This window comes from Polynucleobacter sp. es-MAR-4, assembly GCF_018882055.1.
In the GTDB taxonomy this organism is placed as follows: Bacteria; Pseudomonadota; Gammaproteobacteria; order Burkholderiales; family Burkholderiaceae; genus Polynucleobacter.
Genome location: NZ_JACVPF010000002.1, coordinates 634,439 through 658,754, shown reverse-complemented (window position 1 = coordinate 658,754; position 24,316 = coordinate 634,439). Strand labels below are relative to the sequence as shown.

General features: G+C 45.8%; 25 protein-coding genes. 24 read left to right on the top strand and 1 reads right to left on the bottom strand.

What is annotated here, in order from left to right; translation table 11 throughout:
* Window positions 1-10: 10 nt before the first annotated feature.
* The 23 genes from gyrB (at window position 11) to priA (ending at window position 23,191) form a co-directional block, all read left to right on the top strand.
* Complete coding sequence (gene gyrB / locus ICN16_RS09490; protein ID WP_216136780.1) at window positions 11-2,509, top strand: DNA topoisomerase (ATP-hydrolyzing) subunit B; 2,499 nt, start codon at window positions 11-13, stop codon at window positions 2,507-2,509.
* Window positions 2,510-2,514: 5 nt separating this feature from the next.
* Window positions 2,515-3,009 carry an SET domain-containing protein gene (locus tag ICN16_RS09485; RefSeq protein WP_216136779.1) on the top strand — a complete coding sequence of 165 codons (495 nt, stop codon included), beginning with the start codon at window positions 2,515-2,517 and terminating at the stop codon, window positions 3,007-3,009.
* 9 nt (window positions 3,010-3,018) lie between these two features.
* A complete protein-coding gene (locus tag ICN16_RS09480) occupies window positions 3,019-3,240 on the top strand; it encodes a DUF3717 domain-containing protein (protein WP_216136778.1) in 222 nt (73 codons plus the stop codon).
* 42 nt (window positions 3,241-3,282) lie between these two features.
* Window positions 3,283-4,101 carry an ABC transporter ATP-binding protein gene (locus ICN16_RS09475; protein WP_216136777.1) on the top strand — a complete coding sequence of 273 codons (819 nt, stop codon included), beginning with the start codon at window positions 3,283-3,285 and terminating at the stop codon, window positions 4,099-4,101.
* Window positions 4,098-4,802 carry an ABC transporter ATP-binding protein gene (locus ICN16_RS09470; RefSeq protein WP_216136776.1) on the top strand — a complete coding sequence of 235 codons (705 nt, stop codon included), beginning with the start codon at window positions 4,098-4,100 and terminating at the stop codon, window positions 4,800-4,802. The genes ICN16_RS09475 and ICN16_RS09470 overlap by 4 nt, the downstream gene beginning before the upstream one ends.
* A 22-nt stretch (window positions 4,803-4,824) precedes the next feature.
* On the top strand, window positions 4,825-6,048 hold the full coding sequence (locus tag ICN16_RS09465) for an ABC transporter substrate-binding protein (RefSeq protein ID WP_216136774.1): 1,224 nt from the start codon (window positions 4,825-4,827) through the stop codon (window positions 6,046-6,048).
* Window positions 6,049-6,065: 17 nt separating this feature from the next.
* Window positions 6,066-6,986: a branched-chain amino acid ABC transporter permease gene (locus tag ICN16_RS09460; protein WP_216136771.1), complete on the top strand. Its 921-nt coding sequence runs from the start codon at window positions 6,066-6,068 to the stop codon at window positions 6,984-6,986.
* Window positions 6,987-7,916 (top strand): branched-chain amino acid ABC transporter permease, encoded by a 930-nt coding sequence (locus tag ICN16_RS09455; protein WP_216136769.1) that lies wholly within the window; start codon window positions 6,987-6,989, stop codon window positions 7,914-7,916.
* A gap of 236 nt (window positions 7,917-8,152) precedes the next feature.
* Window positions 8,153-10,078 (top strand): tRNA uridine-5-carboxymethylaminomethyl(34) synthesis enzyme MnmG, encoded by a 1,926-nt coding sequence (gene mnmG, locus ICN16_RS09450; RefSeq protein WP_216136766.1) that lies wholly within the window; start codon window positions 8,153-8,155, stop codon window positions 10,076-10,078.
* A complete protein-coding gene (gene rsmG, locus ICN16_RS09445) occupies window positions 10,071-10,733 on the top strand; it encodes a 16S rRNA (guanine(527)-N(7))-methyltransferase RsmG (RefSeq protein WP_216136763.1) in 663 nt (220 codons plus the stop codon). The genes mnmG and rsmG overlap by 8 nt, the downstream gene beginning before the upstream one ends.
* A gap of 24 nt (window positions 10,734-10,757) precedes the next feature.
* Window positions 10,758-11,528, top strand: a complete 771-nt coding sequence (locus tag ICN16_RS09440) for a ParA family protein (RefSeq protein ID WP_216136761.1) — start codon at window positions 10,758-10,760, stop codon at window positions 11,526-11,528.
* 23 nt (window positions 11,529-11,551) lie between these two features.
* Window positions 11,552-12,439, top strand: coding sequence for a ParB/RepB/Spo0J family partition protein (locus tag ICN16_RS09435; protein ID WP_216136759.1), 888 nt, complete (start codon window positions 11,552-11,554; stop codon window positions 12,437-12,439).
* A 68-nt stretch (window positions 12,440-12,507) separates the two neighbouring features.
* Complete coding sequence (locus ICN16_RS09430; RefSeq protein WP_216136757.1) at window positions 12,508-13,002, top strand: ATP synthase subunit I; 495 nt, start codon at window positions 12,508-12,510, stop codon at window positions 13,000-13,002.
* A gap of 39 nt (window positions 13,003-13,041) precedes the next feature.
* Entirely contained in the window at window positions 13,042-13,917 is an 876-nt protein-coding gene (gene atpB, locus ICN16_RS09425; RefSeq protein WP_216136755.1) for a F0F1 ATP synthase subunit A, read from the top strand.
* Between the two features lie 46 nt (window positions 13,918-13,963).
* Entirely contained in the window at window positions 13,964-14,230 is a 267-nt protein-coding gene (gene atpE, locus ICN16_RS09420) for a F0F1 ATP synthase subunit C (RefSeq protein WP_012357116.1), read from the top strand.
* Window positions 14,231-14,293: 63 nt separating this feature from the next.
* The gene (locus ICN16_RS09415; protein WP_215334139.1) at window positions 14,294-14,764 is read left to right on the top strand and encodes a F0F1 ATP synthase subunit B; all 471 of its coding nucleotides are present in this window, start codon (window positions 14,294-14,296) and stop codon (window positions 14,762-14,764) included.
* A gap of 1 nt (window position 14,765) precedes the next feature.
* Window positions 14,766-15,302 carry a F0F1 ATP synthase subunit delta gene (locus ICN16_RS09410; protein WP_216136754.1) on the top strand — a complete coding sequence of 179 codons (537 nt, stop codon included), beginning with the start codon at window positions 14,766-14,768 and terminating at the stop codon, window positions 15,300-15,302.
* Window positions 15,303-15,347: 45 nt separating this feature from the next.
* Window positions 15,348-16,889: a F0F1 ATP synthase subunit alpha gene (atpA, locus tag ICN16_RS09405; protein ID WP_216136752.1), complete on the top strand. Its 1,542-nt coding sequence runs from the start codon at window positions 15,348-15,350 to the stop codon at window positions 16,887-16,889.
* A gap of 17 nt (window positions 16,890-16,906) precedes the next feature.
* The gene (atpG, locus tag ICN16_RS09400; protein ID WP_215376411.1) at window positions 16,907-17,776 is read left to right on the top strand and encodes a F0F1 ATP synthase subunit gamma; all 870 of its coding nucleotides are present in this window, start codon (window positions 16,907-16,909) and stop codon (window positions 17,774-17,776) included.
* A gap of 55 nt (window positions 17,777-17,831) precedes the next feature.
* Complete coding sequence (gene atpD, locus ICN16_RS09395) at window positions 17,832-19,232, top strand: F0F1 ATP synthase subunit beta (protein ID WP_015420207.1); 1,401 nt, start codon at window positions 17,832-17,834, stop codon at window positions 19,230-19,232.
* 21 nt (window positions 19,233-19,253) lie between these two features.
* Complete coding sequence (locus ICN16_RS09390) at window positions 19,254-19,670, top strand: F0F1 ATP synthase subunit epsilon (protein WP_015420208.1); 417 nt, start codon at window positions 19,254-19,256, stop codon at window positions 19,668-19,670.
* 9 nt (window positions 19,671-19,679) lie between these two features.
* Window positions 19,680-20,798 (top strand): uroporphyrinogen decarboxylase, encoded by a 1,119-nt coding sequence (hemE, locus tag ICN16_RS09385; RefSeq protein WP_216136973.1) that lies wholly within the window; start codon window positions 19,680-19,682, stop codon window positions 20,796-20,798.
* A gap of 260 nt (window positions 20,799-21,058) precedes the next feature.
* Window positions 21,059-23,191 (top strand): primosomal protein N', encoded by a 2,133-nt coding sequence (gene priA / locus ICN16_RS09380; protein WP_216136749.1) that lies wholly within the window; start codon window positions 21,059-21,061, stop codon window positions 23,189-23,191.
* Here priA and gcvH read toward each other — a convergent pair.
* Entirely contained in the window at window positions 23,188-23,580 is a 393-nt protein-coding gene (gcvH, locus tag ICN16_RS09375) for a glycine cleavage system protein GcvH (protein ID WP_216136746.1), read from the bottom strand. The genes priA and gcvH overlap by 4 nt on opposite strands.
* 80 nt (window positions 23,581-23,660) lie before the next feature.
* Between gcvH and ICN16_RS09370 the strand changes: the two genes are divergently transcribed.
* Window positions 23,661-24,293 (top strand): MBL fold metallo-hydrolase, encoded by a 633-nt coding sequence (locus tag ICN16_RS09370; protein WP_216136970.1) that lies wholly within the window; start codon window positions 23,661-23,663, stop codon window positions 24,291-24,293.
* Window positions 24,294-24,316 lie beyond the last annotated feature (23 nt).

The window sequence follows — 24,316 nt, the reverse complement described above, 5'->3', positions numbered from 1 at the left end:
TTAGAAAAAAATGACTGAAGAAAAAAAAGTGGTAGAGCAGTACGGTGCATCATCAATCCAAATCTTAGAGGGTCTTGAGGCTGTTCGTAAGCGTCCAGGAATGTACATTGGGGATACCTCTGATGGGACAGGTTTACACCATTTAGTTTTTGAGGTTTTGGATAACTCTATTGATGAAGCCCTAGCGGGTTACTGCTCAGAAATTACAGTTGTCATTCAAACTGATAACTCAATCTCTATTGTTGATAATGGTCGCGGCGTTCCAACAGGCATTAAATACGACGACAAGCATGAGCCAAAAAGAAGTGCGGCTGAGATTGTGATGACCGAGCTACACGCTGGCGGCAAGTTTGATCAAAATAGTTATAAGGTTTCAGGTGGTTTGCATGGTGTTGGTGTTAGTTGCGTTAATGCGCTATCCAAATGGTTAAAACTCACCATCCGCCGTGATGGCAAAGCCCATTACATGGAGTTTGCGCGCGGTGTTATTCAGAACCGCAATATTCAAGAAGAGAATGGTGTTGCGGTTTCTCCAATCACCATTACTGGAGACACCACGTTATCTGGTACAGAAGTCCACTTTTTAGCTGACGAAGAAATTTTTGGAAACATTGAGTTTCATTATGAAATTCTTGTTAAGCGTATTCGTGAGTTATCTTTCCTAAACAACGGTGTACATATCAAACTCATTGATCAGCGCTCTGGTCAAGAAGAAGATTTTGCTTTTTCTGGTGGTGTAAAAGGTTTTGTTGAGTACATCAACCAAACTAAAAATGTTTTACACCCCAACATTTTTTATGCTGAAGGTATTCGCCCATCAGACTTGGGTGGCAATATTACTGCTGAAGTATCGATGCAGTGGAATGATAGTTTTAGTGAGCAAGTACTTTGTTTTACTAATAACATTCCTCAGCGTGACGGTGGTACCCACTTAACGGGTTTACGCGCCGCCATGACACGTGTCATTAATAAATATATTGATGAACATGAAGTAGCCAAGAAAGCTAAGGTAGAAATTTCTGGTGACGATATGCGTGAGGGACTTGCCTGCGTCTTGTCAGTCAAGGTTCCAGAACCAAAATTCTCAAGCCAAACAAAAGACAAGCTGGTTTCCAGTGAGGTTCGTGGCCCGGTAGAAGAGATTGTTGCAGAGGCTTTGAGTGCTTATCTCCAAGAGCGTCCTGCAGATGCAAAAATCCTTTGCGGAAAAATTGTAGATGCTGCTCGTGCTCGTGAGGCTGCACGCAAAGCGCGTGATATGACTCGCCGCAAGGGTGTTTTGGATGGTTTGGGCCTCCCTGGAAAATTGGCAGACTGCCAAGAAAAAGATCCAACCAAATCCGAATTGTTTATTGTCGAGGGAGACTCCGCAGGAGGCTCTGCGAAGCAGGGGCGCGATCGCCGTTTTCAGGCAATTCTTCCACTTAAAGGAAAAATCCTGAATGTGGAGAAAGCTCGCTTTGACAAAATGTTGGCCAGTCAAGAAGTGGTCACCCTAATTACTGTGTTGGGTACTGGTATCGGCATTGAAGAATACAAGGCTGATAAGTTACGTTATCACCGCATCATCATCATGACCGATGCGGACGTTGACGGTAGTCATATCCGCACGCTTTTACTCACCTTCTTCTATAGACAGATGCCTGAGTTGATTGAGCGTGGTCATATTTATATTGCGCAACCACCTTTGTATAAAGTGAAGTTTGGCAAGAATGAGCAATACATTAAAGACGATGCCGAGCTTAATCAACTGCTTTTGAAGATCGCTCTAGAGTCAGCATCACTTCAAACTCCGGCAGGCGAAATTATTGAAGGCGCAGCTTTGGGTGAGTTGGCCAAACACTATCAGGTAATTCAATCCGTAGTTGATCGCTTGTCGCGCACCATAGATGAGGATGCTTTGCGTGCCATCGCCTCTGGCACACAACTAAACTTGGATACGGAGAAGTCTGCACAAGAATCCGCTGAGCGCTTGCGTATAGCGCTGGCCGACTCTTTAAACCCTTTAGCACTTCCACCAGAAATTATTGTGCAAAAAGAAGAGCGTACCGATCGCTATAAGTTGCTGTTATCACGACGTATTCACGGCAACCTAAAGTTATCAGCAATCAACTCAGATTTTGTTCATGGTGATGATTACCAAAGCCTGGCAAATGCTGCTGCGGTCTTGTCTGGAAAAGTAGTGCCGGGTTCAAAAGTACGCCGTGGTGACCCAGATAAAAACCAAAAAGAGCAATCCATTCAAGATTTCAGGGCTGCCTTTGCTTGGCTGCTTTCTGAAGCAGAGCGCGTCCTCAGTCGTCAGCGCTACAAGGGTCTTGGTGAAATGAACCCATCACAGTTGTGGGAAACCACAATGGATGCCGGCTCACGCACCTTGCTTCAAGTCAAAATTGAGGATGCCATTGCTGCCGATCAAGTCTTTACTACTTTGATGGGTGATGAGGTTGAGCCGCGACGTGCTTTCATTGAGAAAAACGCATTAATCGCTCGTAATTTGGACGTTTGATTTAAATGGGTAAAAAGAAACTGCTTGTGCCGAGTATGGATAGGTCGTGCATTGTTGTTAAATCCTCACCTATTCATGGCAAGGGTGTGTTTGTCGCTAAGCCTATTAAAAAGGGTGCAGCCATTATTGAGTACAAGGGTGAGCGCATCAGTTGGAAGTTGGCGGAGAAGCGTCACCCACACGACCCCAAAGATCCAAACCACACCTTCTATTTTTCACTCGAAGATGGCCGTTGCATTGATGCCAAATATGGTGGTAATGCTGCCCGTTGGATCAACCACTCTTGTAAGCCAAGCTGCGAGACTAGGGAAGATAGTTTTAATGGTGAACCTCGCGTATTTATTTATGCGAAACGCGATCTCAAAAAGGGTGAAGAGCTTTTTTATGACTATTCCCTTGATGTTGAGGGCCCAATTACCAAGCAGATGAAAAAAGATTACGAGTGCCGTTGTGGTGCAAAAAAATGTCGTGGCACGATGTTGTCGCTTGACGATAAGTAATTCATAAAAATGTTGTTTGTCAGTATTCAAGAGCTAGAGGCAGCAATTAATTATTGGCGCAGCCAGTCACCAGCTGTTGGTGAGGAGCTGCATTTGTGCCCAGAAGCCGCAGCGCTTGCAAAGCCTTATGCCCTCATGATTGTTCAGGGCGCTCAAAGAATTCCAGTTGATGTATTGGATGAGCTTGCAAGACTGGCAATTCGAAACTTCAAAAATACCAATACAAATTAAACAACACACATTGTGTGTTTAGGGTTATCGCTATATTAGTAAATGCTCTATTGGGGTATTCTCAAACTCTTGCCCAAGAAAGATTATGGGGATTTGAGTTTGCAAGAAACAATATTAAAAACAATTGGTCTTGGAAAAACCTTTAAAGGTTTTTCTGCGGTGAGTGACGTCAACCTGGACGTCACTCGAGGAACTATTCACGCCCTTATTGGGCCTAATGGGGCGGGCAAAACAACTTGCTTTAATCTCCTTACGAAATTTCTGGAGCCTAGCAGCGGCCAAATCCTATTTAATGGTTTTGACATTACCAAGGAGAGGCCGGCACAAATTGCGCGGCGTGGTGTAGTTCGATCATTTCAGATTTCTGCTGTTTTCCCTCACTTGACTGTTTTGGAAAATGTTCGTGTTGCGCTGCAGCGAGGCCTGGGAACAGAATTTCATTTTTGGAAGTCCGGAGACTCCCTTAACGTCCTCAATGAGCGCGCTGAAGCACTTTTGTGTGAGGTTGGTTTGGCTGATTTTGCGCACGAAGAGACGTTAAATCTAGCCTATGGACGCAAAAGGGCCCTAGAAATTGCCACAACCATGGCAATGGAGCCCGAATTAATGCTGTTGGATGAGCCAACACAGGGCATGGGGCATGAGGATGTAGAGCGTGTTACCGAGTTAATCGACCGGGTGGCTAAGGGCCGCACCATTTTGATGGTTGAGCACAATATGAAGGTTGTTTCTTCCATTGCTGATCGAATTACTGTGTTGCAAAGGGGCTCGGTGTTAGCTGAGGGCTCCTATCAAGATGTTTCAAACAACCCCCTGGTGGTTGAGGCTTACATGGGCAGTCATGGGGGTGATAACTTATGAGCACCATGGCACTAGAGGTTAAAAACCTTGAGTCTTGGTATGGTGAATCGCACATTCTTCATGGCGTGAACTTTGCTGTTCGTGATGGCGAGGTAGTCACTCTTTTGGGACGCAATGGTGCAGGACGAAGCACCATCTTGAAAACGATTTTGGGTTTAACTAGCAAAAGAACGGGTTCGGTAGAAATTTACGGCACCCAAACCATTGGGATGCCAACTTATAGAATTGCCCGCCTGGGCGTTGGTTTTTGTCCAGAGGAGCGGGGCATCTTTGCTAGCTTAAGCACCGAAGAGAACTTGATGTTGTTGCCAGAGATCGCCCCTGGCGGCATGGGTTTGGATGAGATTTATGAGATGTTCCCCAACCTTTATGAGCGCCGCAATAGCCCCGGCACAAGGTTGTCTGGTGGTGAGCAGCAAATGCTCGCAATGGCGCGTATTTTAAGAACAGGCGCAAAACTTTTATTGCTAGATGAAATTACTGAAGGTTTAGCCCCCGTGATTGTTCAAAAGTTGGGTGAGGTGGTAACTAGTTTGCGAAATAAGGGGTTCACCATTGTGTTGGTCGAGCAAAATTTCCGCTTTGCTGCACCTTTGGCCGATCGCCATTATGTGGTTGAGCACGGCAGTGTGGTTGAGGTGGTGAATCAAAACGAGTTGACTGAAAAAGCAAGTTTATTAAATGAGTATCTTGGTGTTTAGTAGTTATTTATAGGAGACATAAATGAAGTTAAAGCAAATTACTGCATGTCTGGTGGCTGCAACCTTTTTTGGTTCAAATCCAGCATTCGCGCAAACCTCTAAAGTTAGTGGGGATGTAATTAAGATTGGTGTGTTAACTGATCTGTCCTCAACCTATTCAGATTTGGCTGGCCCTGGTGCCGTGATTGCAGCAAAAATGGCAATCGCTGACTTCTCAAAAGACGGCACAGTTATTGGTAAGAAGATTGAGTTGGTTAGTGCTGATCATCAAAACAAGGCAGATATCGCCGCAAATAAAGCGCGCGAGTGGTACGACAAAGATGGCGTTGATGTGATTGTTGAGTTGGTGTCTACCAACGTTGCGCTTGCGGTAATGGAAGTGGCAGAACAAAAAAATAAAATCACTTTAGTTTCTGGCGCAGCTTCTTTGCCAATCACGAATGAAAAGTGTACCGCCAATAATGTGCATTGGACTTACGATACTTATGCACTTTCAAATGGTACGGCTAAGGCTGTTGTAAAGCAGGGCAAGAAAAATTGGTACTTCCTTACGGCTGACTACGCTTTCGGCGCAGCTTTAGAGAAAGATTCAACCAACGTTGTTAATGCTAACGGTGGAAAAGTGTTGGGAACCAGTAAACACCCATTTCCTAACAGCGACTTCTCTTCATACCTCTTGAAGGCTCAAGCCAGCGGTGCCGATGTTGTGGCGTTGGCTAATGCCGGTCAAGATACTATTAACTCAGTGAAGCAGGCTTCAGAGTTTGGTATCAACAAAAAGCAAACTGTAGTGCCTTTACTCATGTTTATCTCCGATGTTCACTCTTTAGGTTTGAATGCCGCACAAGGCATGTATTTAACCGAGGGCTTCTACTGGGATAAAGATGACAAGACTCGCGCATTCTCTAAGCGCTTTATCTTGCAACACAAGCGCATGCCTACCAGTGTTCAGGCCGGTGTTTACTCATCCGTTCTTGCCTATTTAACCGCAGTACAAAAAGCCGGCACTGACGATACTCAAGCGGTAATGAAGGCCTTGAAATCTACCAACATTGATGATGGTTTATTTAAAGGAAAAATCCGCGCTGATGGTAAGTTTGAGCACGATATGTATTTGCTTGAAGTGAAGAAGCCTTCTGAATCTAAGAGCCCATGGGATTATTACAACGTCAAGGCGGTGATTCCTGCTGCTGAGGCAACACAACCACTTTCATTGTCACGATGCAAGCTGGTTACTAACAAGTAATTAGTTTCTAGCTAAGTATGTTTGAACTTCTTGGAATTACCCCACAAGGGCTGGTCGCTCAGCTCTTGGTGGGGCTTATTAATGGCTCCTTCTATGCCATTTTGAGTTTGGGTTTGGCCATTATCTTTGGCCTACTTAACATCATCAATTTTTCGCATGGCGCACAGTACACAATGGGCGCATTCGTTGCATGGATTGGTTTGACGCAGGTTGGTCAGTGGTTGGGCTTTCCTGAGTTCTCAATTAATTACTGGTTTGCATTAATTCTGGTGCCCTTGGTGATGGCGGGATTCGGCTTGATTCTTGAGCGCACAATGCTCAAGCGTCTTTATCACCTTGATCACCTTTATGGTTTGTTATTAACTTTCGGTTTAGCGCTCATTATTGAGGGCATGTTCCGCCACTGGTATGGCATTTCAGGTGAGAGTTATCCTGCGCCAGAGTTATTACAAGGCGCCATCCCGCTGGAGTCAATTGGTATTATTTTGCCCAAGTACCGTTTGTGGGTTGTTGTAGCTTCCTTGGTGGTTTGCTTCTCTACTTGGTATGTGATTGAGAGAACCAAGTTGGGCGCCTATCTTCGCGCTGGTACTGAGAATCCAAAACTACTTCAGGCATTTGGTATCAACGTGCCCTTAATGATTTCTTTGGCTTATGCCTACGGCGTTGGCCTTGCTGGTTTTGCTGGTGTTTTAGCGGCACCCATTTTTCAAGTGAACCCATTGATGGGTTCAAACCTCATCATTGTGGTTTTCGCAGTTGTTGTGATTGGTGGCATGGGCTCCATCATGGGCTCTATTTTGACTGGCCTTGCTTTGGGTTTGATCGAAGGTCTAACCAAAGTTTTTTATCCGGAAGCATCTGGCGTAGTAATTTTTGTGATCATGGCAATCGTGTTGCTCATTCGTCCTGCTGGACTTTTCGGCCGGGAGAAATAAGTGAACTCAAAAACAAAACTGCTTTACGCCATCCTGGTTTTAATTGCCCTACTACTTCCATTCCAAGATTTTATTTATTTAGTTTTTGCAATGAAGGTTTTGTGTTTTGCCCTCTTCGCTTGCGCCTTTAATTTGTTGTTGGGATTCACGGGGCTTCTTTCTTTTGGACACGCAGCATTCTTTGGAACTTCCGCTTATATCACCGCCTATCTATGTAAAGAGGCTGGCCTATCTCCGGAGTTCGGCATTGTGCTGGGTGTTTTGGGCTCCGGCATCTTAGGCTTTCTGATTGGCTCTTTAGCCATTCGTAGGCAAGGCATTTATTTTGCGATGGTGACGCTTGCACTCTCCCAGATGGTTTACTTCTTGGCAGTTCAACTCCCCTTCACAGGTGGTGAAGATGGTATTCAGGGTGTTCCGCGCGGAATGTTATTTGGTCTGATTGATTTAAAAGATGATGTCAGCATGTATTACTTTGTGCTTGCCGTTTTCTTGCTTGGATTTGCGTTGATAGTTCGTACGGTGCACTCCCCCTTTGGTCAGGTCTTAAAAGCCATTCGTGAAAATGAGCCGCGTGCAGTTTCTTTGGGTTACGACGTTGATCGTTTCAAGCTAATCTCTTTTGTGATTTCAGCTGCACTTGCCGGTCTTGCTGGTTCTTTGAAGACCCTCGTCTTCCAACTGGCAACATTGACCGATGTTCATTGGCACATGTCTGGAGAAGTTGTTTTAATGACCCTGCTTGGTGGCATGGGAACTATCCTTGGCCCAGTAGTTGGCGCCGGCATTGTGGTTGGTTTGCAAAACTATTTAGCCAACATCGGATCATGGAGCACTATTGCAACCGGATTCATTTTTGTAATTTGTGTCTTGGCATTCCGTCGCGGTGTTGTTGGCGAGATTACTCACCTCTTTAAGAAGAAAAATTGATTTAGTTTTTTTCTTATTCGCTTTTAGTGCGGCGCTTCGGCGCCGTACTCATTTAATGATCTTCCCTGCCCATTTCGATGGTGCATTTAACCCCAATAGTCCCTACGATTTTTATAAAAAACTAATTAAATCAATGGGTTATGAAATAACGACCACATTTTTTATTGTTTTGGCATGCATTTGTTTCACGTGAAACCCACAAAATGCTATGATCATCGCCCTATCTGAGGCAAATCATGCGTTATTCAAAGAACTTCGATGTCATTGTGGTTGGCGGCGGTCACGCTGGGACTGAGGCTGCCCTTGCGGCTGCGCGCATGGGATGTGACACTCTTCTTATTACTCACAGCATTGAGAATTTAGGTGCCATGAGCTGTAATCCCTCAATTGGTGGGATTGGCAAAGGCCACTTAGTTAAAGAAATTGATGCTATGGGTGGCGCCATGGCGGCGGCTACTGATGAGGCTGGTATTCAGTTTCGGATATTGAATTCGAGCAAGGGCCCTGCTGTCCGCGCGACTCGAGCGCAAGGCGATCGAGTTTTATATAAGGCAGCGATTCGCCGACGCCTTGAGAATCAGGAAAACCTGACCCTTTTTCAAGCTGCGGTTGATGACTTGCTGGTCCAGGGTGATGAGGTCCAGGGTGTGGTTACCCAAATGGGTCTGAAGTTTATGGCCAAGAAAGTGGTCTTAACGGCTGGCACCTTCTTGGATGGAAAGATCCATGTCGGCTTAAATAATTACGCTGGTGGTCGAGCCGGTGATCCAGCAGCCGTTTCTTTGTCAGCCAGGTTAAAAGAGTTGAAACTTCCTCAGGGAAGATTAAAGACGGGCACACCCCCTCGGATTGATGGCCGCACTATTGATTTCTCAGTCATGTTGGAGCAGCCCGGCGACTTAGATCCAGTGCCGGTCTTCTCTTATTTGGGTCGACCCGAGCAGCACCCAAAGCAAGTCCCCTGCTGGATTTCCCATACCAACGAGCAAACACACGACATTATTCGCGGTGGTCTAGATCGTTCGCCAATGTATACGGGGGTGATTGAGGGTGTTGGCCCCCGCTACTGTCCCTCTATTGAGGACAAGATTCATCGTTTTGCCTCCAGAAATAGCCATCAGATCTTCTTAGAGCCCGAGGGTTTAACAACAAACGAGTTTTATCCTAACGGAATCTCTACTAGCCTCCCCTTTGATGTTCAGTGGAGTTTGGTGCGAAGCATTCGGGGCTTAGAGTCAGCGGTGATTGTGCGCCCTGGTTATGCAATTGAGTACGATTTCTTTGATCCACGCCACTTACGCCATAGTTTGGAAACCAAGGCGATTGCCGGCCTGTACTTTGCCGGTCAGATTAATGGCACTACAGGTTATGAAGAGGCTGCAGCACAGGGCATGCTTGCTGGTATTAACGCTGGTCTGGCGGCACAGGGCAAGGAGCCTTGGTTACCCAAGCGAAGTGAGTCCTATATTGGTGTTTTGGTGGATGACCTGATTACTTTGGGCGTTCAGGAGCCTTACCGTATGTTTACAAGCCGCGCAGAATACCGCCTTAGCTTGCGCGAAGACAATGCGGATTTGCGTCTAACCACCATTGGCCGTGAGCTTGGCTTGGTGGATGACTACCGCTGGAATACGTTTTGCAGAAAACAAGAAGCTGTTTCACGTGAAACATCCCGCTTGCAAGATATTTGGATTGGACCAAAGCATGGCTCAGCAAAGGCTGTTTCTGAGCTTTTAGGCCAAGACTTATCGCACGAGTGTAGTTTGGCTGATCTTTTGCGACGCCCTGGCATCACTTATGAGGCGGTCACCAGTTTGGCCGACGGCCTTTGGTCGCCAGGAGCGCTAGACGATGACTTGGGTTTGGCGCAGCAAATTAGCGATCAGGTTGAAATTTCTATTAAATATCAAGGTTATATAGATAGGCAGGCAGTTGAGATTGCTCGTCAAGAGCATAACGAGAGCTTTCCTTTGTCTGAGTCTTTGGACTACACCCAGGTGCTCGGCCTATCTAAAGAGGTGCAGCAAAAACTGAATCTTCATAAGCCTGGCACCCTGGGTCAGGCTGGCAGAATTTCTGGTGTGACGCCGGCAGCTCTCTCGCTGCTACTGGTACACCTTAAAAAAGGCTTAGGCCGTACCCAAGAAGAAACCCATGAGTAATGACTTGGTTTCATTGGGGATTGAGGGTTTGGGCCTCAATCTCAGCCTTGAGAATATTGGAGATTTAGAGCTCTTTTTGCAGGAAATGGGTCGCTGGAATCAGGTGCACAACTTGACTGCAATTGAGGGCGAAAAGAACTCAGTACGATTGCATCTTATTGATTCTATTACAGTTTTACCCGTGATGCGTCAATTTTTGGATTTAAAAAACCCCAAAATTGCAGACCTTGGTTCGGGCGGTGGTTTGCCAGCAATCCCTATCGCCATCCTGCAGCCTGAGTGGCATGTGACCTTGATTGAGGCTATCCGCAAAAAAACGGCGTTCTTGCAACACGTACGCGGCAAGTTGGGCCTAAAGAATATTCAAGTCTTGAGTGAGCGAGTCGAAGCGGTGGCTAAATCACAGCCGGGACACTTTGATGCTGTGATTTCTAGGGCGTTTACAAATCTTGCCCATTTTCTAGAGCTTTCCCTGCCCCTTCTCAAGCCCAATGGCATGGTATTTGCGATGAAGGCTAAACGTGCGGATGAAGAGTTGCAGGATGTTTGTATGGACAGCTGGAGATTGGTGGCCGACGAGCCCTTGCACATCCCAAATTTGGCGGTTGAGCGCCGACTTTTGGTCTTAGCCCCCGTGAGAAAATTACCCCTTTAAAGCACCACTTTTTTAAGAAAAACTATGGCCAAAATATTTTGTATCGCGAATCAAAAAGGCGGTGTTGGGAAGACAACCACTGCTGTTAATTTGGCCGCTGGTTTAGCCGGACATCAGCAGCGTGTTTTATTGGTAGATTTGGATCCACAAGGTAACGCCACAATGGGATCTGGAATTGAAAAGGCAGATCTTAATAACACGGTGTATCAAGTGTTGATTGGTCTTACATCAGTGAAAGAATCTGCGATACGTTGTGAGAGTTCTGGCTATGACGTGTTGCCAGCGAATCGTGATTTAGCTGGTGCAGAAATTGAGTTAGTGGATTTAGATTCTCGCGAACAACGATTGAAAGATGCGCTTTCACTCGTAGCGAATGACTACGATTTTATTTTGATTGATTGTCCCCCTGCACTATCTTTGTTAACGTTAAATGGATTGTGCGCGGCGAACGGCGTGATCGTACCAATGCAGTGTGAATATTTTGCATTAGAAGGACTGTCGGATTTGGTTAACACTATCAAACAAGTGCATGCAAACTTAAATCCTGATTTGGTGATCATTGGATTGTTGCGCGTGATGTTTGATGCGCGCATGACATTGCAACAACAAGTTTCCGATCAATTGCTTGAGCACTTTGGTGACAAAGTATTTAAGAGCATTATTCCCCGCAACGTCCGCCTGGCCGAGGCCCCGTCCTATGGGCTTCCTGGGGTGGCGTTTGATAAGTCATCACGTGGCGCTAAGGCTTACTTAGAGTTTGGCGCTGAGATGATTGAGCGCATTAAGCAAATGTAAAACCCAGGAACGAGAAAATCATTATGGTTGCAATAAAGAAAAAAGGTTTAGGTCGCGGACTGGAAGCATTGCTTGGCGACAAGGCTCAAAAAGAAACTACAGCGGAAGTTAATCGTTTGCCATTAACCGCATTGCAGGCTGGTAAATATCAGCCGCGTCAGAAAATGGAAGTGGGCGCATTACAAGAGTTGGCTGAAAGTATTCGCGAGCAAGGTGTGATGCAACCATTGTTGGTGCGTTTGGTTGCTCCGGGCAAATACGAAATTATTGCAGGCGAGCGTCGGTTTCGTGCGGCAACTTTGGCGGGTTTAAAAGAGGTGCCTGTTTTAGTTTCTGGCGCAAACGATCAAGCTGCTGCAGCAATGGCTTTGGTTGAGAATATGCAGCGCGAGGATTTGAATCCGCTGGAAGAATCTCAGGGTCTCGCAAGGTTGATTGAAGAGTTTGGTTTCACACATGAGCAAGCAGCAAAAGCGGTGGGTAAGTCGCGGAGTGCTGTAACTAATTTATTGCGTTTAAATCAACTGGCAAAGCCAGTGCAGGCGATGCTTTTAGCGGGCGATATTGATATGGGCCACGCCCGCGCTTTATTGCCTCTGCCTGGAGCTAGTCAAGTCGCGTTGGCGCAAAGAATTGCCGCTCAAGGCTTATCTGTTCGGGAGGCTGAAAGAATGTCTACTGCCCTGGCTCTTGCCGGGGGTCAGATTGGAGACAAAAAGGCCAAAACGAAGCTTGAAGGGGGCGCGCCTAGCCGTGACCCAGACATGCGCCGTTTAACCCAAGAAATTGCTGATTTGATAGGTTTAAACGCAGAATTTAAGTTTAAGGGTAAGGGTGGCGAGCTCAGAATCCGCTTTAGCCAATTCGACGAGCTGGATTCTTTGCTGAAAAAGCTGGGTGTTGAGGCCTAAAAGTCTTCAGAAATGACCCTAAACCATTTGACCTATTGCACTGCACACATTAAACTCACGGGGCTAAATTGATTCCTCAAAAAAATCGATTTTCTGAGGCAAATGACTGGGATGAGCCCGAGGAAGAGGTATATCGGGTTTTAAGTAAAGCGGAAATGACGGCGTTGCAAGCTGGTAACGCTCTTAAGCATCCCCCGCTGTCACCTTGGAAGATTTTGGCCGCGCAAGTAGCGCTTACCGCGCTCAGTATGGCGATTTGGTCGATTTTTGGGGAGCCGGTAGGGGTAAGCCTTTATACTCAGTCGGCCTTTTTAGGTGGTTTAATTAGCGTCTTGCCTTCGGCCTTGTTTTTAATCAGGCTAGAGTTTGCAAAAAAAACGCAGATATTGAACCCAGGTAATTATTTGGCAGCATTGGTTTCGGGCGAATTTATCAAAATCGTCTTTACTCTGATGCTGTTTATAGGGACTGCATATTGGGTCCCGGGCGTGCTTTGGGTCCCTTTATTGGTGACTTATGTGCTTGCCCTTAAGTGTGTGTGGCTAGCGTGGTTGTGGCGCTAATAGTAATAAATGAGATTGAACCAAAGGACTAGTTAAGAGATGTCTAGCGAAGTAAACCAAGCCCACGCGGCAGCCGAGCAAATGACGCCAACAGCGTACATTTCTGAGCACTTACAAAACCTCAACAATACAGGTGGACCACAGACGTCCATCATTGATTTCAGCATCATCAATTTAGATACTATTTTTTGGGCATCAGCCATGGGCTTGCTCGCTGTATTTATTTTGTTGATTGCAGCACGTCGTGCAACTCCGGGTGTACCAGGCCGTTTCCAATGTTTCGTAGAAATGATTGTTGAAATGGCAGAGACTCAATCTAAGAGCATTGTTCATGGCGATCGCTCTTTCATTGCGCCGCTCGCACTATTTGTTTTCTTCTGGATCATTCTTTTGAATACCCTCGATTTAATCCCTGTGGATTGGGTTTTGGGCGTAAATCATTTCATTGAAAGTTTTGGTGTGCATGTTCCGCACCATAAGGTTGTTCCAACAACCGACCTGAATGCAACGATGGGTATGTCCATGTCTGTCTTGCTTTTAGTTTTCTTTTACAGCTTCAAGGTAAAAGGTTTTGGCGGCTTCTTGCATGAGCTGGTTTCTGCCCCATTTGGTGCGAAGTGGTACCTGGCCCCATTTAACCTTGCTTTGAACATCATCGAATATCTTGCCAAAGGCGTTTCATTGGGAATGCGACTATTCGGCAACATGTATGCCGGCGAGTTAGTTTTCTTGTTGATTGCCTTGCTAGGTAGCGTTTGGACATTTAATTTAGATTTATCCCTGTTCGGATTGGTGGGTCATGTTATTGCTGGATCAGCTTGGGCCATCTTCCACATTTTGGTAATTTTGTTGCAAGCCTTTATTTTCATGATGTTGACCTTGGTTTACATCGGGCAAGCGCATAGCCACCACTAAGATTTTTTATTTTTAACTTATCTCTTTAACTTCAGGAGTCAGCAACATGCAACAATTTCTCGCAAACATTCAAGGTTTCACAGCAATCGCTATCGGCATCATCATCGGCCTCGGCGCGATCGGTGCTTGTTTAGGTATTGCATTGATGGGCGGCAAGTACATCGAAGCTTGTGCACGTCAACCAGAATTGATGGAGCCACTCCAAACTAAGATGTTCCTCTTGGCTGGTTTGATCGACGCTGCGTTCTTGATCGGCGTTGGTGTTGCAATGTTGTTTGCTTTCGCAAACCCACTGCTCGCAGTTATCAAGTAATTGTTTTGGCGTGGATGACCATCGGGTCATCCAACCGTTCTCAACAATACTGAAAGGAATATCGTGAATCTGAACGCGACCCTATTCGCGCAAATGATCGTTTTCTTCGTCTTATGGTGGGTTGTTGCACGCTTTGTGTGGCCACCGCTAGTTAAGGCGTTAGATGAGCGTTCAAGCAAAATTGCTGACGGCTTAGCTGCTGCCGAGCGCGGTAAAGAAGCACTCGCATTAGCAAGCAATGAAGCAGAGCAAGAATTAAATAAAGCACGCCAAGAGGGTGTGCAGCGTGTTGCAGAAGCAGAAAAACGTGCACAAATGTCCGCTGAAGAAATTCGCGTCAACGCACAAGCTGAAGCAGCCCGCATTATTTCTCAAGCTAAGCAAGATGCAGATCAACAAGTTACTCGTGCGCGTGAAGTGTTGCGCGCTGAAGTTGCAGTGTTGGCTGTTAAAGGTGCCGAGCAAATTTTGCGTCGTGAAGTTGATGCAAAAGCCCATGGCACATTGCTTGATCAACTAAAGGCAGAACTTTGATATGGCTGAATTAGCCACTATTGCACGCCCTTATGCTGAAGCACTTTTTCAAAGTGCCAAGCCTGCTGAGCTTGCTTCTTGTTTAGAGCAGTTAAATGAATTGGCGCAGCTAGCTGCATTGCCAGAGGTTGCTGCTTTATCAAACAATCCAAAAGTATCTGCAGATGATTTAAGCAAATTGCTTTCCGGCATGGTGAAGACAAAGCTGGACGGCAAAGTTGCAAGCTTTTTAAGTCTTGTAAATCAAAACCATCGTTTATCTGCCATTCCTGAAATTGCTCGTCAATTTGAGGCAATGAAAAATCAGAGCGAAGGTGCAGCAGAAGTAATGATTACTAGCGCATTCCCATTAGAGGGTTCTGCGTTGAATGATTTGTTGTCAAGTTTGAAGAAGCGCTTTGGGGGTAAAGAATTGCGCCCAACTATTCAAGTAGATCCTGCGTTGATTGGCGGAGTTCGCATTCAAGTTGGAGATGAAGTATTGGATAGTTCAGTTAAGGCACAGTTAGCTCAAATGCAAGCAAGTCTTGGCGCATAAGTTATCCCTATTAAGAACATACGAAATAAGACCCAGGAGTAAGTAATGCAACTCAACCCTTCCGAGATCAGTGAACTGATCAAAAGCCGAATTAGCGAAATGGGTGTTGATTCCCAGCTTCGCAACGAAGGCACTGTAATTTCAGTGACCGACGGTATTTGCCGCGTACATGGCTTGTCTGGTGTTATGCAGGGCGAAATGTTGGAATTCCCTAACAACACAATCGGCCTCGCGTTGAACCTTGAGCGTGATTCAGTTGGTGCTGTAGTGTTGGGTGAGTACACCCACATTAAAGAAGGCGACCCAGTTAAATGTACTGGCCGCATTTTGGAAGTTCCAGTTGGTCCAGAGTTGCTCGGTCGCGTTGTAAACGCACTCGGTCAACCGATTGATGGCAAAGGCCCAATCAATACTAAGTTGACTGACTTTATCGAAAAAGTTGCTCCAGGCGTTATCGCTCGTCAATCTGTTAGCCAGCCAGTTCAAACTGGTTTGAAGGCGATTGATGCAATGGTTCCAATCGGCCGTGGTCAGCGCGAGTTGATCATTGGTGACCGTCAAACAGGTAAGACAGCTGTTGCGGTTGACGCAATCATTAACCAAAAAGGTAAAGGCGTTTATTGCGTTTACGTTGCGATTGGTCAAAAAGCTTCTACTATTGCTAACGTTGTTCGTAAGCTCACAGAGCTAGGCGCAATGGAATACACCGTTGTTGTTGCTGCAAGTGCTTCTGAGTCTGCAGCGATGCAATACCTCTCAGCATATGCTGGTTGCACAATGGGCGAATACTTCCGTGACCGTGGCGAAGACGCATTGATCGTTTATGACGATTTAACAAAACAAGCTGTTGCATACCGTCAGATTTCTTTGCTCTTGCGTCGCCCACCAGGCCGCGAAGCTTACCCTGGCGACGTGTTCTACCTCCACTCACGTTTGTTAGAGCGCGCTGCTCGTGTAAACGCTGAATACGTAGAGAAATTTACAAATGGTTCAGTAAAAGGTAAGACAGGTTCTTTGACTGCATTGCCAATTATTGAAACTCAGGCCGGTGACGTTTCTGCATTCGTTCCAACTAACGTAATTTCGATTACCGACGGTCAGATCTTCTTGGAAACTGACTTGTTTAACGCGGGTGTACGTCCTGCGATTAACGCCGGTATTTCTGTGTCACGTGTTGGTGGTGCAGCTCAAACTAAAGTCATTAAGAAATTGTCTGGCGGTATTCGTACCGACTTGGCACAGTACCGTGAATTGGCAGCGTTTGCGCAGTTCGCTTCTGACCTTGACGAAGCAACTCGTAAGCAGTTAGAGCGAGGTCGTCGTGTTACAGAATTGTGTAAGCAAGCTCAGTACAAGCCTTTGCAGGTTTGGGAAATGGCAGCTTCACTCTACGCTGTGAATAACGGTTATTTTGATGACCTCGAAGTGAAGAACGTATTGCCATTCGAAAAAGGTTTGCAAGATCATTTGAAATCTAAATACGCTGATTTAGTTGGCCGTATCGAAGATACAAAAGATTTGAGCAAAGATGACGAAGCTGCTTTGCGTGCCGCAATTGAGGATTACAAGCGTTCAGCCTCTTTCTAAGAGGGCTCGCATAAATCATGGCAAGCACAAAAGAGATACGATCTAAGATCAAGAGCGTGCAAAACACGCGCAAGATCACGAAGGCAATGGAAATGGTCGCCGCATCCAAGATGCGTCGTGCCCAAGAGCGCATGCGTAATGCGCGCCCATATGCCGAAAAAATTCGTGAAATTGTTGCCAATCTTTCCAAAGCAAATCCTGAGTTCCGCCCTGCATACATGGCAACTCGCGAAGTGAAGAAAATTGGCACGATCTTGGTTACAACAGACAAAGGTTTGTGCGGTGGTTTGAATACCAACGTATTGCGTCTGATTGCAAACCAAGTGCGCGATATGGAAGGCAGCAATGTTGGCATTGAATACACTGCCATCGGTTCAAAAGGCCTCCAGTTTTTAAATCGTTCTAAAGCAAAACTCATTTCTCAAACAATTCAGATTGGCGACACGCCACATATGGATGTTTTGATTGGCGCAATCACTGCCCAGTTGGAAGCGTTTGAGCGCGGCGAGATTGATGCTGTTTATTTGGCATACACCCGCTTTGTTAACGCAATGAAACAAGAGCCTGTTTTAGAAAAACTCTTGCCACTGGAGCCAGCAGCATTAACTCCAGAAGAGAAAGCAGGAAATTCTTGGGATTACATCTACGAACCAGATGCAGAGTCTATTTTGAATGGACTGCTCAAGCGTTACGTAGAGGCAATGATTTATCAAGCTGTTGCTGAAAATATGGCTTCAGAGCAATCTGCACGGATGGTCTCAATGAAGGCCGCTTCAGATAATGCGAAGAATGTGATCGGCGAATTGCAATTGGAATACAACAAAACACGACAGGCTGCTATTACTAAAGAGTTGTCAGAGATTGTTGGCGGAGCGGCTGCTGTTTAAGCGGTCAGCGTTTAGGAATACGAAAGAATTCAGGAATTAAAAGCGGAGAAATGCGATGAGTAACGGAAATATCGTGCAGTGTATCGGTCCAGTGGTGGACATTCAGTTCCCACGCGACAAAATGCCAAACATTTATGATGCATTGACATTAGTTGATAGCGGCGAAAAATCATTTGCTGAAAAAGGTTTGACCTTTGAGGTGCAACAACAGATTGGTGACGGCGTAGTTCGCGCGATTGCCATGGGTGCAAGCGATGGTTTGCGTCGCGGCATGGAAGTGAAATCTACTGGTGGTCCAATTTCTGTTCCTGTTGGTCCAGCAACATTGGGACGCATCATGGACGTTTTAGGTCGCCCAATTGATGATGCAGGTCCGATTGCTACTGAAGAGCGTCGCGCTATTCACCAGCCAGCACCAAAGTTTGATGAACTATCTCCTTCCGTTGACTTGTTAGAAACCGGTATTAAGGTTATTGACTTAGTTTGCCCGTTTGCTAAAGGCGGTAAGGTTGGCTTGTTCGGTGGCGCTGGTGTTGGTAAGACCGTGAACATGATGGAATTGATTAACAACATCGCTAAGCAACACTCAGGTTTATCTGTGTTTGCTGGTGTTGGTGAGCGTACTCGTGAAGGTAATGACTTCTACCACGAGATGAAAGAATCTAACGTTATCGACAAAGTGGCGATGGTGTTCGGTCAGATGAACGAGCCTCCTGGCAACCGTTTGCGCGTAGCGTTGACTGGTTTGACAATGGCTGAAGCGTTCCGTGATGAAGGCCGTGACATTTTGTTCTTCGTTGACAACATCTACCGTTACACACTCGCAGGTACTGAGGTATCAGCGTTGTTAGGTCGTATGCCTTCAGCTGTGGGTTATCAACCTACTTTGGCAGAAGAAATGGGTAAGTTGCAAGAGCGTATTACTTCAACTAAGACTGGTTCTGTTACCTCTATTCAGGCCGTTTACGTTCCTGCGGATGACTTGACCGATCCATCACCAGCAACAACCTTCTTACACTTAGACTCCACAGTTGTGTTGTCACGTGATATTGCTGCTTTGGGTATCTACCCAGCGGTTGATCCATTGGATTCAACTAGCCGTCAGCTTGATCCACAAGTGGTTGGTCAAGAGCACTATGAAGTTGCTCGTGAAGTTCAAATGACATTGCAACGCTACAAAGAGTTGCGCGACATTATTGCTATTTTGGGTATGGACGAGTTGTCACCAGAAGACAAATTAGCTGTGTCACGTGCACGTAAGATTCAACGTTTCTTGTCCCAGCCTTTCCACGTTGCTGAAGTGTTTACTGGTTCACCAGGCAAATACGTTCCATTGAAAGAAACTATCCGTGGTTTCAAAATGATTTGCAGCGGTGAATTGGATCACTTGCCTGAGCAAGCGTTCTACATGGTGGGTTCAATTGATGAAGCCATCGAGAAAGCTAAGAAGCTTTAATCGAACTCATCTAGGGAAATTATGTCAACCATACGCGTCGATGTAGTAAGTGCTGAGCAATCTATTTTCAGCGGTGAAGCCAAGTTTGTTGCGCTTCCTGGTGAAAATGGTGAGCTCGGTATTTTGCGCGGCCACACTCCTTTGATTACACGCATTCGTCCAGGTTCAGTTCGTATTGAAAAAGCTGATGGTGATGAAGAGTTTGTATTCGTTGCGGGTGGCTATTTAGAAGTTCAGCCTGATCATGTCACTGTATTGGCAGACACTGCTATTCGCGGCCATGATTTAGATGAAGCTAAAGCTAACGAAGCTAAGAAGCGCGCTGAAGAAGCAATGCAAAATCGCGGAACAGACTTTGATTTGGCCTTGGCTCAATCAGAGTTTGCAATGGCAGCAGCACAGCTTGCAGCAATTGCTCGTTTCCGTCGTAAAAAGTAAGAGCCGGTCATCTCCTTGTTGTTAAATGATCGGTTTTTAAAAGCCTGCTTGGGCGAAGCGGTTGATCAAACACCGCTTTGGCTCATGCGCCAAGCGGGCCGCTACCTACCTGAGTACAACGCTACTCGTGCAAGAGCCGGAAGCTTTCTTGGCCTTGCTAAAAATCCAGCCTACGCTACCGAAGTAACGCTCCAGCCATTGGACCGTTATCCACTAGACGCAGCAATTTTGTTCTCTGACATTTTGACCATCCCCGATGCAATGGGTTTGGGTTTGAAATTTACAGCGGGCGAAGGGCCTAGCTTTGATCATCCACTTCGAACTGAAGAGGCGGTGAAGAAGTTATGTGTTGCGGATATGGATCAGCTTAAATATGTTTTTGATGCTGTCTCTGAAATTCGTAAAGCTTTGATTCAGGATGGCAAGCAGCGCGTACCCTTGATTGGATTCTCTGGAAGCCCGTGGACGCTGGCTTGCTACATGATTGATGGTTCTGGCTCTGATGACTTCCGTCATGCCAAGACGATGATGTTTAGCCGCCCTGATTTGCTGGAACATATTCTTGAAATTAATGTGCAGTCAGTAGCCGCTTATTTAATTGAGCAGGTAAAAGCTGGCGCACAAGCGCTGATGATTTTTGATACTTGGGGAGGTTTGCTTCCTGATGGTTGGTATCAGCGCATGTCTTTAGCGGCCATGCAAAAAGTTATCGCATTGCTGCCGCGCGAACATGAGGGACGCAAGATCCCAATCATCATGTTTACTAAAGGCGGCGGTATTTGGTTGAATGATATGGCTCAAGTTGGCGCTGATGTTATCGCGATTGACTGGACTATGCGATTAAGTCGCGCTCGTAAGCAACTCTTAGATATTAAGAAGCCTTTAGCTCTGCAGGGCAATTTAGATCCACTGATTTTGTTTTCAGAGCCAAAGAAAATTGCTTCAGCAGCGGAAGGTCTTTTGGACGACTTGGCCAGCGCCCCAGCCTTAAAATCGGGATTACATGCACTTGATGGCCATGTCTTTAATTTAGGGCATGGCATTAACCAATTTACCCCGCCTGAAAGCGTGACGGCTCTCTCCGAGGCTGTAATCTCTAGGTCAAAAGCCCTGCGGGCAAAGCAATAAGCACAAGTAATTGCTAACTTTTGCAGATATTTTGGCAAAAGTTATGCACAGAAATGTGCAAAATCATAAATACAGTGAGATTCGTGAGAAATATGAACTTTCACATTTAGTAATCAATTTAAGCTATTGATTTATATAGAAAATTAATAAAATACTAATTTTCCATACCAGATGGCATTCCTATAAAATGAACTCAGAGACATAAAGCAAAGAATGATATCCACAGACTTATCCACAGGGTAAGACAGAAAATTTAGCGAATGACGTCCAAACCCATCGTTGTGCAAGTAGTTGTAGATAAGCCGTTGGCTCAGGGCTTCGACTATCTATGGGATGCTCAAAAATTAGGCAAATTGCCAGCAATTGGTCATGTCGTCGAGGTGCCTTTTGCCAGATCAAAAATAGTAGGCTTGGTAAGCAAAGTTAGCAGTCACTCCGAGTATGATCTGGCAAAACTAAAAGCTGTAGAGCGCCTTGCCCCCCTTCCGCCATTTGATCCAGCCCTGCTGCGATTAATGAATTTCGCAAGCCAGTATTACATCCACGCCCTAGGTGAAACCATCCTGCCCGTTATTCCACAGATGTGGAAAAAAGCTGACGATTGGGAAAAGATCCCAGAAAAATTAGCATCAGCAGAAAAGAAGAACAAAAAAAAGATTGATGCAGTTCCAGAGGGGTTGATTACGCAAGATCAATTGAACCCAAATCAACAAATGGCCCTTCAGCAATTAGTTGCAAATGGCGAAAAAGAAAAACAATTTAGAGCGATCTTATTGCAGGGTCAGACGGGGAGCGGCAAAACAGCGGTCTTCCTAAATTGGCTAACAAGTATCTTCAATGATGAAAGTGCGCAGGTCTTATTGCTGGTGCCAGAAATCAACTTAACACCGCAACTAGAGAGGCGAGTAAGCGCATATTTCCCAGATAAAAAGATGGCAGTGTTACATAGTGGTGTCAGTGAAAAGAAGAGAGGCGTTGCTTGGTATGAGGCAATGACTGGCAAAGCACAAATTATTCTAGGAACAAGGTTGGCAGCATTAACTCCGATGCCAAACTTGCGCGCTATCGTAGTCGACGAGGAGCATGACCCATCGTATAAACAGCAAGATGGTACGCGATATTCAGCAAGAGATTTAGCAATATGGAGGGCGCATGACCAAAAAATTCCTATCCTGCTTTCATCGGCAACACCATCACTAGAAACTTGGCTCGCAGCTCAGTCGGGTCGCTATGAATACATTCGTTTGGATCAGCGCGCTCAGGGCGCAAGTCTTCCCAGCGTGCATTTAATCAACACACGCGACCCACAAAGTCAATTCAGCCCTGGCGATGCGGATGCTCCAAAGGAAAAAAGCCTCATTACTAAAACGCTTGCAAATGCAATTAGTAAATCGCTTGCGGAAAAAAAGCAGAGCCTAATTTTAATTAATCGCCGAGGCTATGCTCCAGTGCTGAGTTGCTCGGCATGTAATTGGTTGTCAAAATGTACTCAATGCTCCACTTATACGGTGATGCATAAGGCAGGCGCTTTAGGAAAAAGATCGGTATTGAGCTGTCATCACTGTGGGCTAGTAAAACCGATTCCACATTTTTGCCCAGATTGTGGCAACGCTGATTTAAAAACCTTAGGCCATGGCACACAAAAACTAGAAGACGCTATTGAGCAAATGTGGCCAAAGGCAAGAGTGCTGAGGGTAGACACAGACTCGAGCAGAAAGAGCAAGGGGGCGGAGACGCTCTTTCAGGAAATACACGAAGGCAATGTAGATATTGTTGTTGGCACTCAAATGATTGCCAAGGGACATGATTATCAAAATATTGGATTGGTTGCAGTTTTGGATGCTGACAGTCGACTCTACTCTGCAGACTTTAGAGCTGCTGAAAGATTATTTGCACAGTTGGTTCAAGTGGCTGGACGCGCTGGCAGATCTGGTACCAGCGGTGAAGCTGGCGGTGATATTTATATCGAGACCCAGTATCCAGAATCACCCGTATTCCAATATTTATTAAGACATGACGTAGATGGATTTTTAGCTTTTACTGCTGCCGAGCGGGAGGAAGCGAAGTTGCCGCCCTACTCCTATCAAGCCCTCATCCATGCAGAGGGAAAGAGCCTAGATAAGGCAATTCAGTTTTTAAATGAACTGAAGGCTCGTATGAGAAATAGAGGGATGATTACTAAAGAGCTGAAGATCTATGACCCAGTGCCTAAGCCAGTAATGAGGGTTGCTGGCTCAGAGCGCGCCCAATTATTAATCGAATCTGGTAATCGCAAGCTATTGCAAGAAGCGCTAGAAATGATTGATCAAGAACTACGCCAAGATTCAACAGGAAGAATTAGTAAAACATCCCATATTCGCTGGTTAGTAGAGCGCGATCCGATTGCTATTTAAGCGCCTGGGCCAGATTCGTATTGCGCAAGAGACATTAAGCTATCGAGATTAGCAGTCAGAGATTCTGTTGATGTCGGCTTAATTTTAAATAGCCAAACTGCGTAAGGCTTTTCATTCACCACTTCAGGGCTGGCATCCATCTCTTCATTGAGAGCGACGATCTCGCCATTAATGGGTGCATGAATATCGCTCGCCGCCTTAACAGACTCTATCGCAGCAATAGCCTCGCCTTGTTTTACTTGTTGCCCAATCTTAGGTGCTTGAAAAAACATGACATCACCCAAAGCTTCTTGTGCGTGATTGCTAATACCAACCCACACGAGTCCATCATCTTCGATGCTGGCCCATTCATGTGATTCTGCGAATTTAAATGTGTCTTGAGTTTTCATTGTGTATCCTGTGAGATATATTCTAGCGTCTTTGCCATAAACTAGTGGCTAATCAATTTAAGCGTTTTCTATTTATGCCGATCAAATTAGGAATTGTTCCTGTTACCCCATTTGAACAAAACTGTTCTATCTTGGTTTGCCAGGAAACTGGCGATGCAGCAGTGGTTGATCCGGGCGGAGATATCGACAAGATTTTGGATGGCGTTAAACAATTGGGCGGAAACGTTAAAAAGATTTTATTAACTCACGGCCATCTAGACCATTGTGCTGCAGCCAAGGACTTAGCTGATCAATTGGGCGTGCCTATTGAGGGCCCACAAATAGATGAGCAGTTTTGGTTGGATCAATTGCCTGAACAAACTGTGCGCTTTGGCTTTGGGCATGCAAAAGCATTTGTACCAACGCGATGGCTAGAAGATGGCGATCATGTGCAAGTGGGTAATGTTGATTTAGAGGTTTTGCATTGTCCAGGCCACACGCCAGGGCATGTTGTTTTCTTTGATAAGGAAGATCGCTTAGCTCTGGTGGGCGATGTGCTTTTTGCGGGCTCAATCGGGAGAACCGATTTTCCTCGCGGCAATCACGCGGATTTAATTCATGCAATTAAAACAAAACTGTGGCCATTAGGTGACGATGTTCAGTTTGTTCCTGGTCATGGGCCTATGTCTACGTTTGGCAAAGAGCGCCAAACAAACCCCTATGTTGGGGATTGATCAATCTTGAGTTGGTGAAGCCT

Excerpts from the sequence above, each read along its gene's own strand:
- rsmG (WP_216136763.1), top strand. The coding sequence starts at position 10,071 with ATGAGTAATGACTTGGTTTCATTGGGGATTGAGGGTTTGGGCCTCAAT.
- ICN16_RS09480 (WP_216136778.1), top strand. The coding sequence starts at position 3,019 with ATGTTGTTTGTCAGTATTCAAGAGCTAGAGGCAGCAATTAATTATTGG.
- mnmG (WP_216136766.1), top strand. The coding sequence starts at position 8,153 with ATGCGTTATTCAAAGAACTTCGATGTCATTGTGGTTGGCGGCGGTCAC.
- ICN16_RS09435 (WP_216136759.1), top strand. The coding sequence starts at position 11,552 with ATGGTTGCAATAAAGAAAAAAGGTTTAGGTCGCGGACTGGAAGCATTG.
- ICN16_RS09410 (WP_216136754.1), top strand. The coding sequence starts at position 14,766 with ATGGCTGAATTAGCCACTATTGCACGCCCTTATGCTGAAGCACTTTTT.
- ICN16_RS09475 (WP_216136777.1), top strand. The coding sequence starts at position 3,283 with ATGCTCTATTGGGGTATTCTCAAACTCTTGCCCAAGAAAGATTATGGG.
- atpB (WP_216136755.1), top strand. The coding sequence starts at position 13,042 with ATGTCTAGCGAAGTAAACCAAGCCCACGCGGCAGCCGAGCAAATGACG.
- ICN16_RS09470 (WP_216136776.1), top strand. The coding sequence starts at position 4,098 with ATGAGCACCATGGCACTAGAGGTTAAAAACCTTGAGTCTTGGTATGGT.
- ICN16_RS09460 (WP_216136771.1), top strand. The coding sequence starts at position 6,066 with ATGTTTGAACTTCTTGGAATTACCCCACAAGGGCTGGTCGCTCAGCTC.
- gcvH (WP_216136746.1), bottom strand. The coding sequence starts at position 23,580 with ATGAAAACTCAAGACACATTTAAATTCGCAGAATCACATGAATGGGCC.
- ICN16_RS09390 (WP_015420208.1), top strand. The coding sequence starts at position 19,254 with ATGTCAACCATACGCGTCGATGTAGTAAGTGCTGAGCAATCTATTTTC.
- atpD (WP_015420207.1), top strand. The coding sequence starts at position 17,832 with ATGAGTAACGGAAATATCGTGCAGTGTATCGGTCCAGTGGTGGACATT.
- ICN16_RS09485 (WP_216136779.1), top strand. The coding sequence starts at position 2,515 with ATGGGTAAAAAGAAACTGCTTGTGCCGAGTATGGATAGGTCGTGCATT.
- priA (WP_216136749.1), top strand. The coding sequence starts at position 21,059 with ATGACGTCCAAACCCATCGTTGTGCAAGTAGTTGTAGATAAGCCGTTG.
- atpE (WP_012357116.1), top strand. The coding sequence starts at position 13,964 with ATGCAACAATTTCTCGCAAACATTCAAGGTTTCACAGCAATCGCTATC.
- atpG (WP_215376411.1), top strand. The coding sequence starts at position 16,907 with ATGGCAAGCACAAAAGAGATACGATCTAAGATCAAGAGCGTGCAAAAC.
- ICN16_RS09440 (WP_216136761.1), top strand. The coding sequence starts at position 10,758 with ATGGCCAAAATATTTTGTATCGCGAATCAAAAAGGCGGTGTTGGGAAG.
- gyrB (WP_216136780.1), top strand. The coding sequence starts at position 11 with ATGACTGAAGAAAAAAAAGTGGTAGAGCAGTACGGTGCATCATCAATC.
- atpA (WP_216136752.1), top strand. The coding sequence starts at position 15,348 with ATGCAACTCAACCCTTCCGAGATCAGTGAACTGATCAAAAGCCGAATT.
- ICN16_RS09465 (WP_216136774.1), top strand. The coding sequence starts at position 4,825 with ATGAAGTTAAAGCAAATTACTGCATGTCTGGTGGCTGCAACCTTTTTT.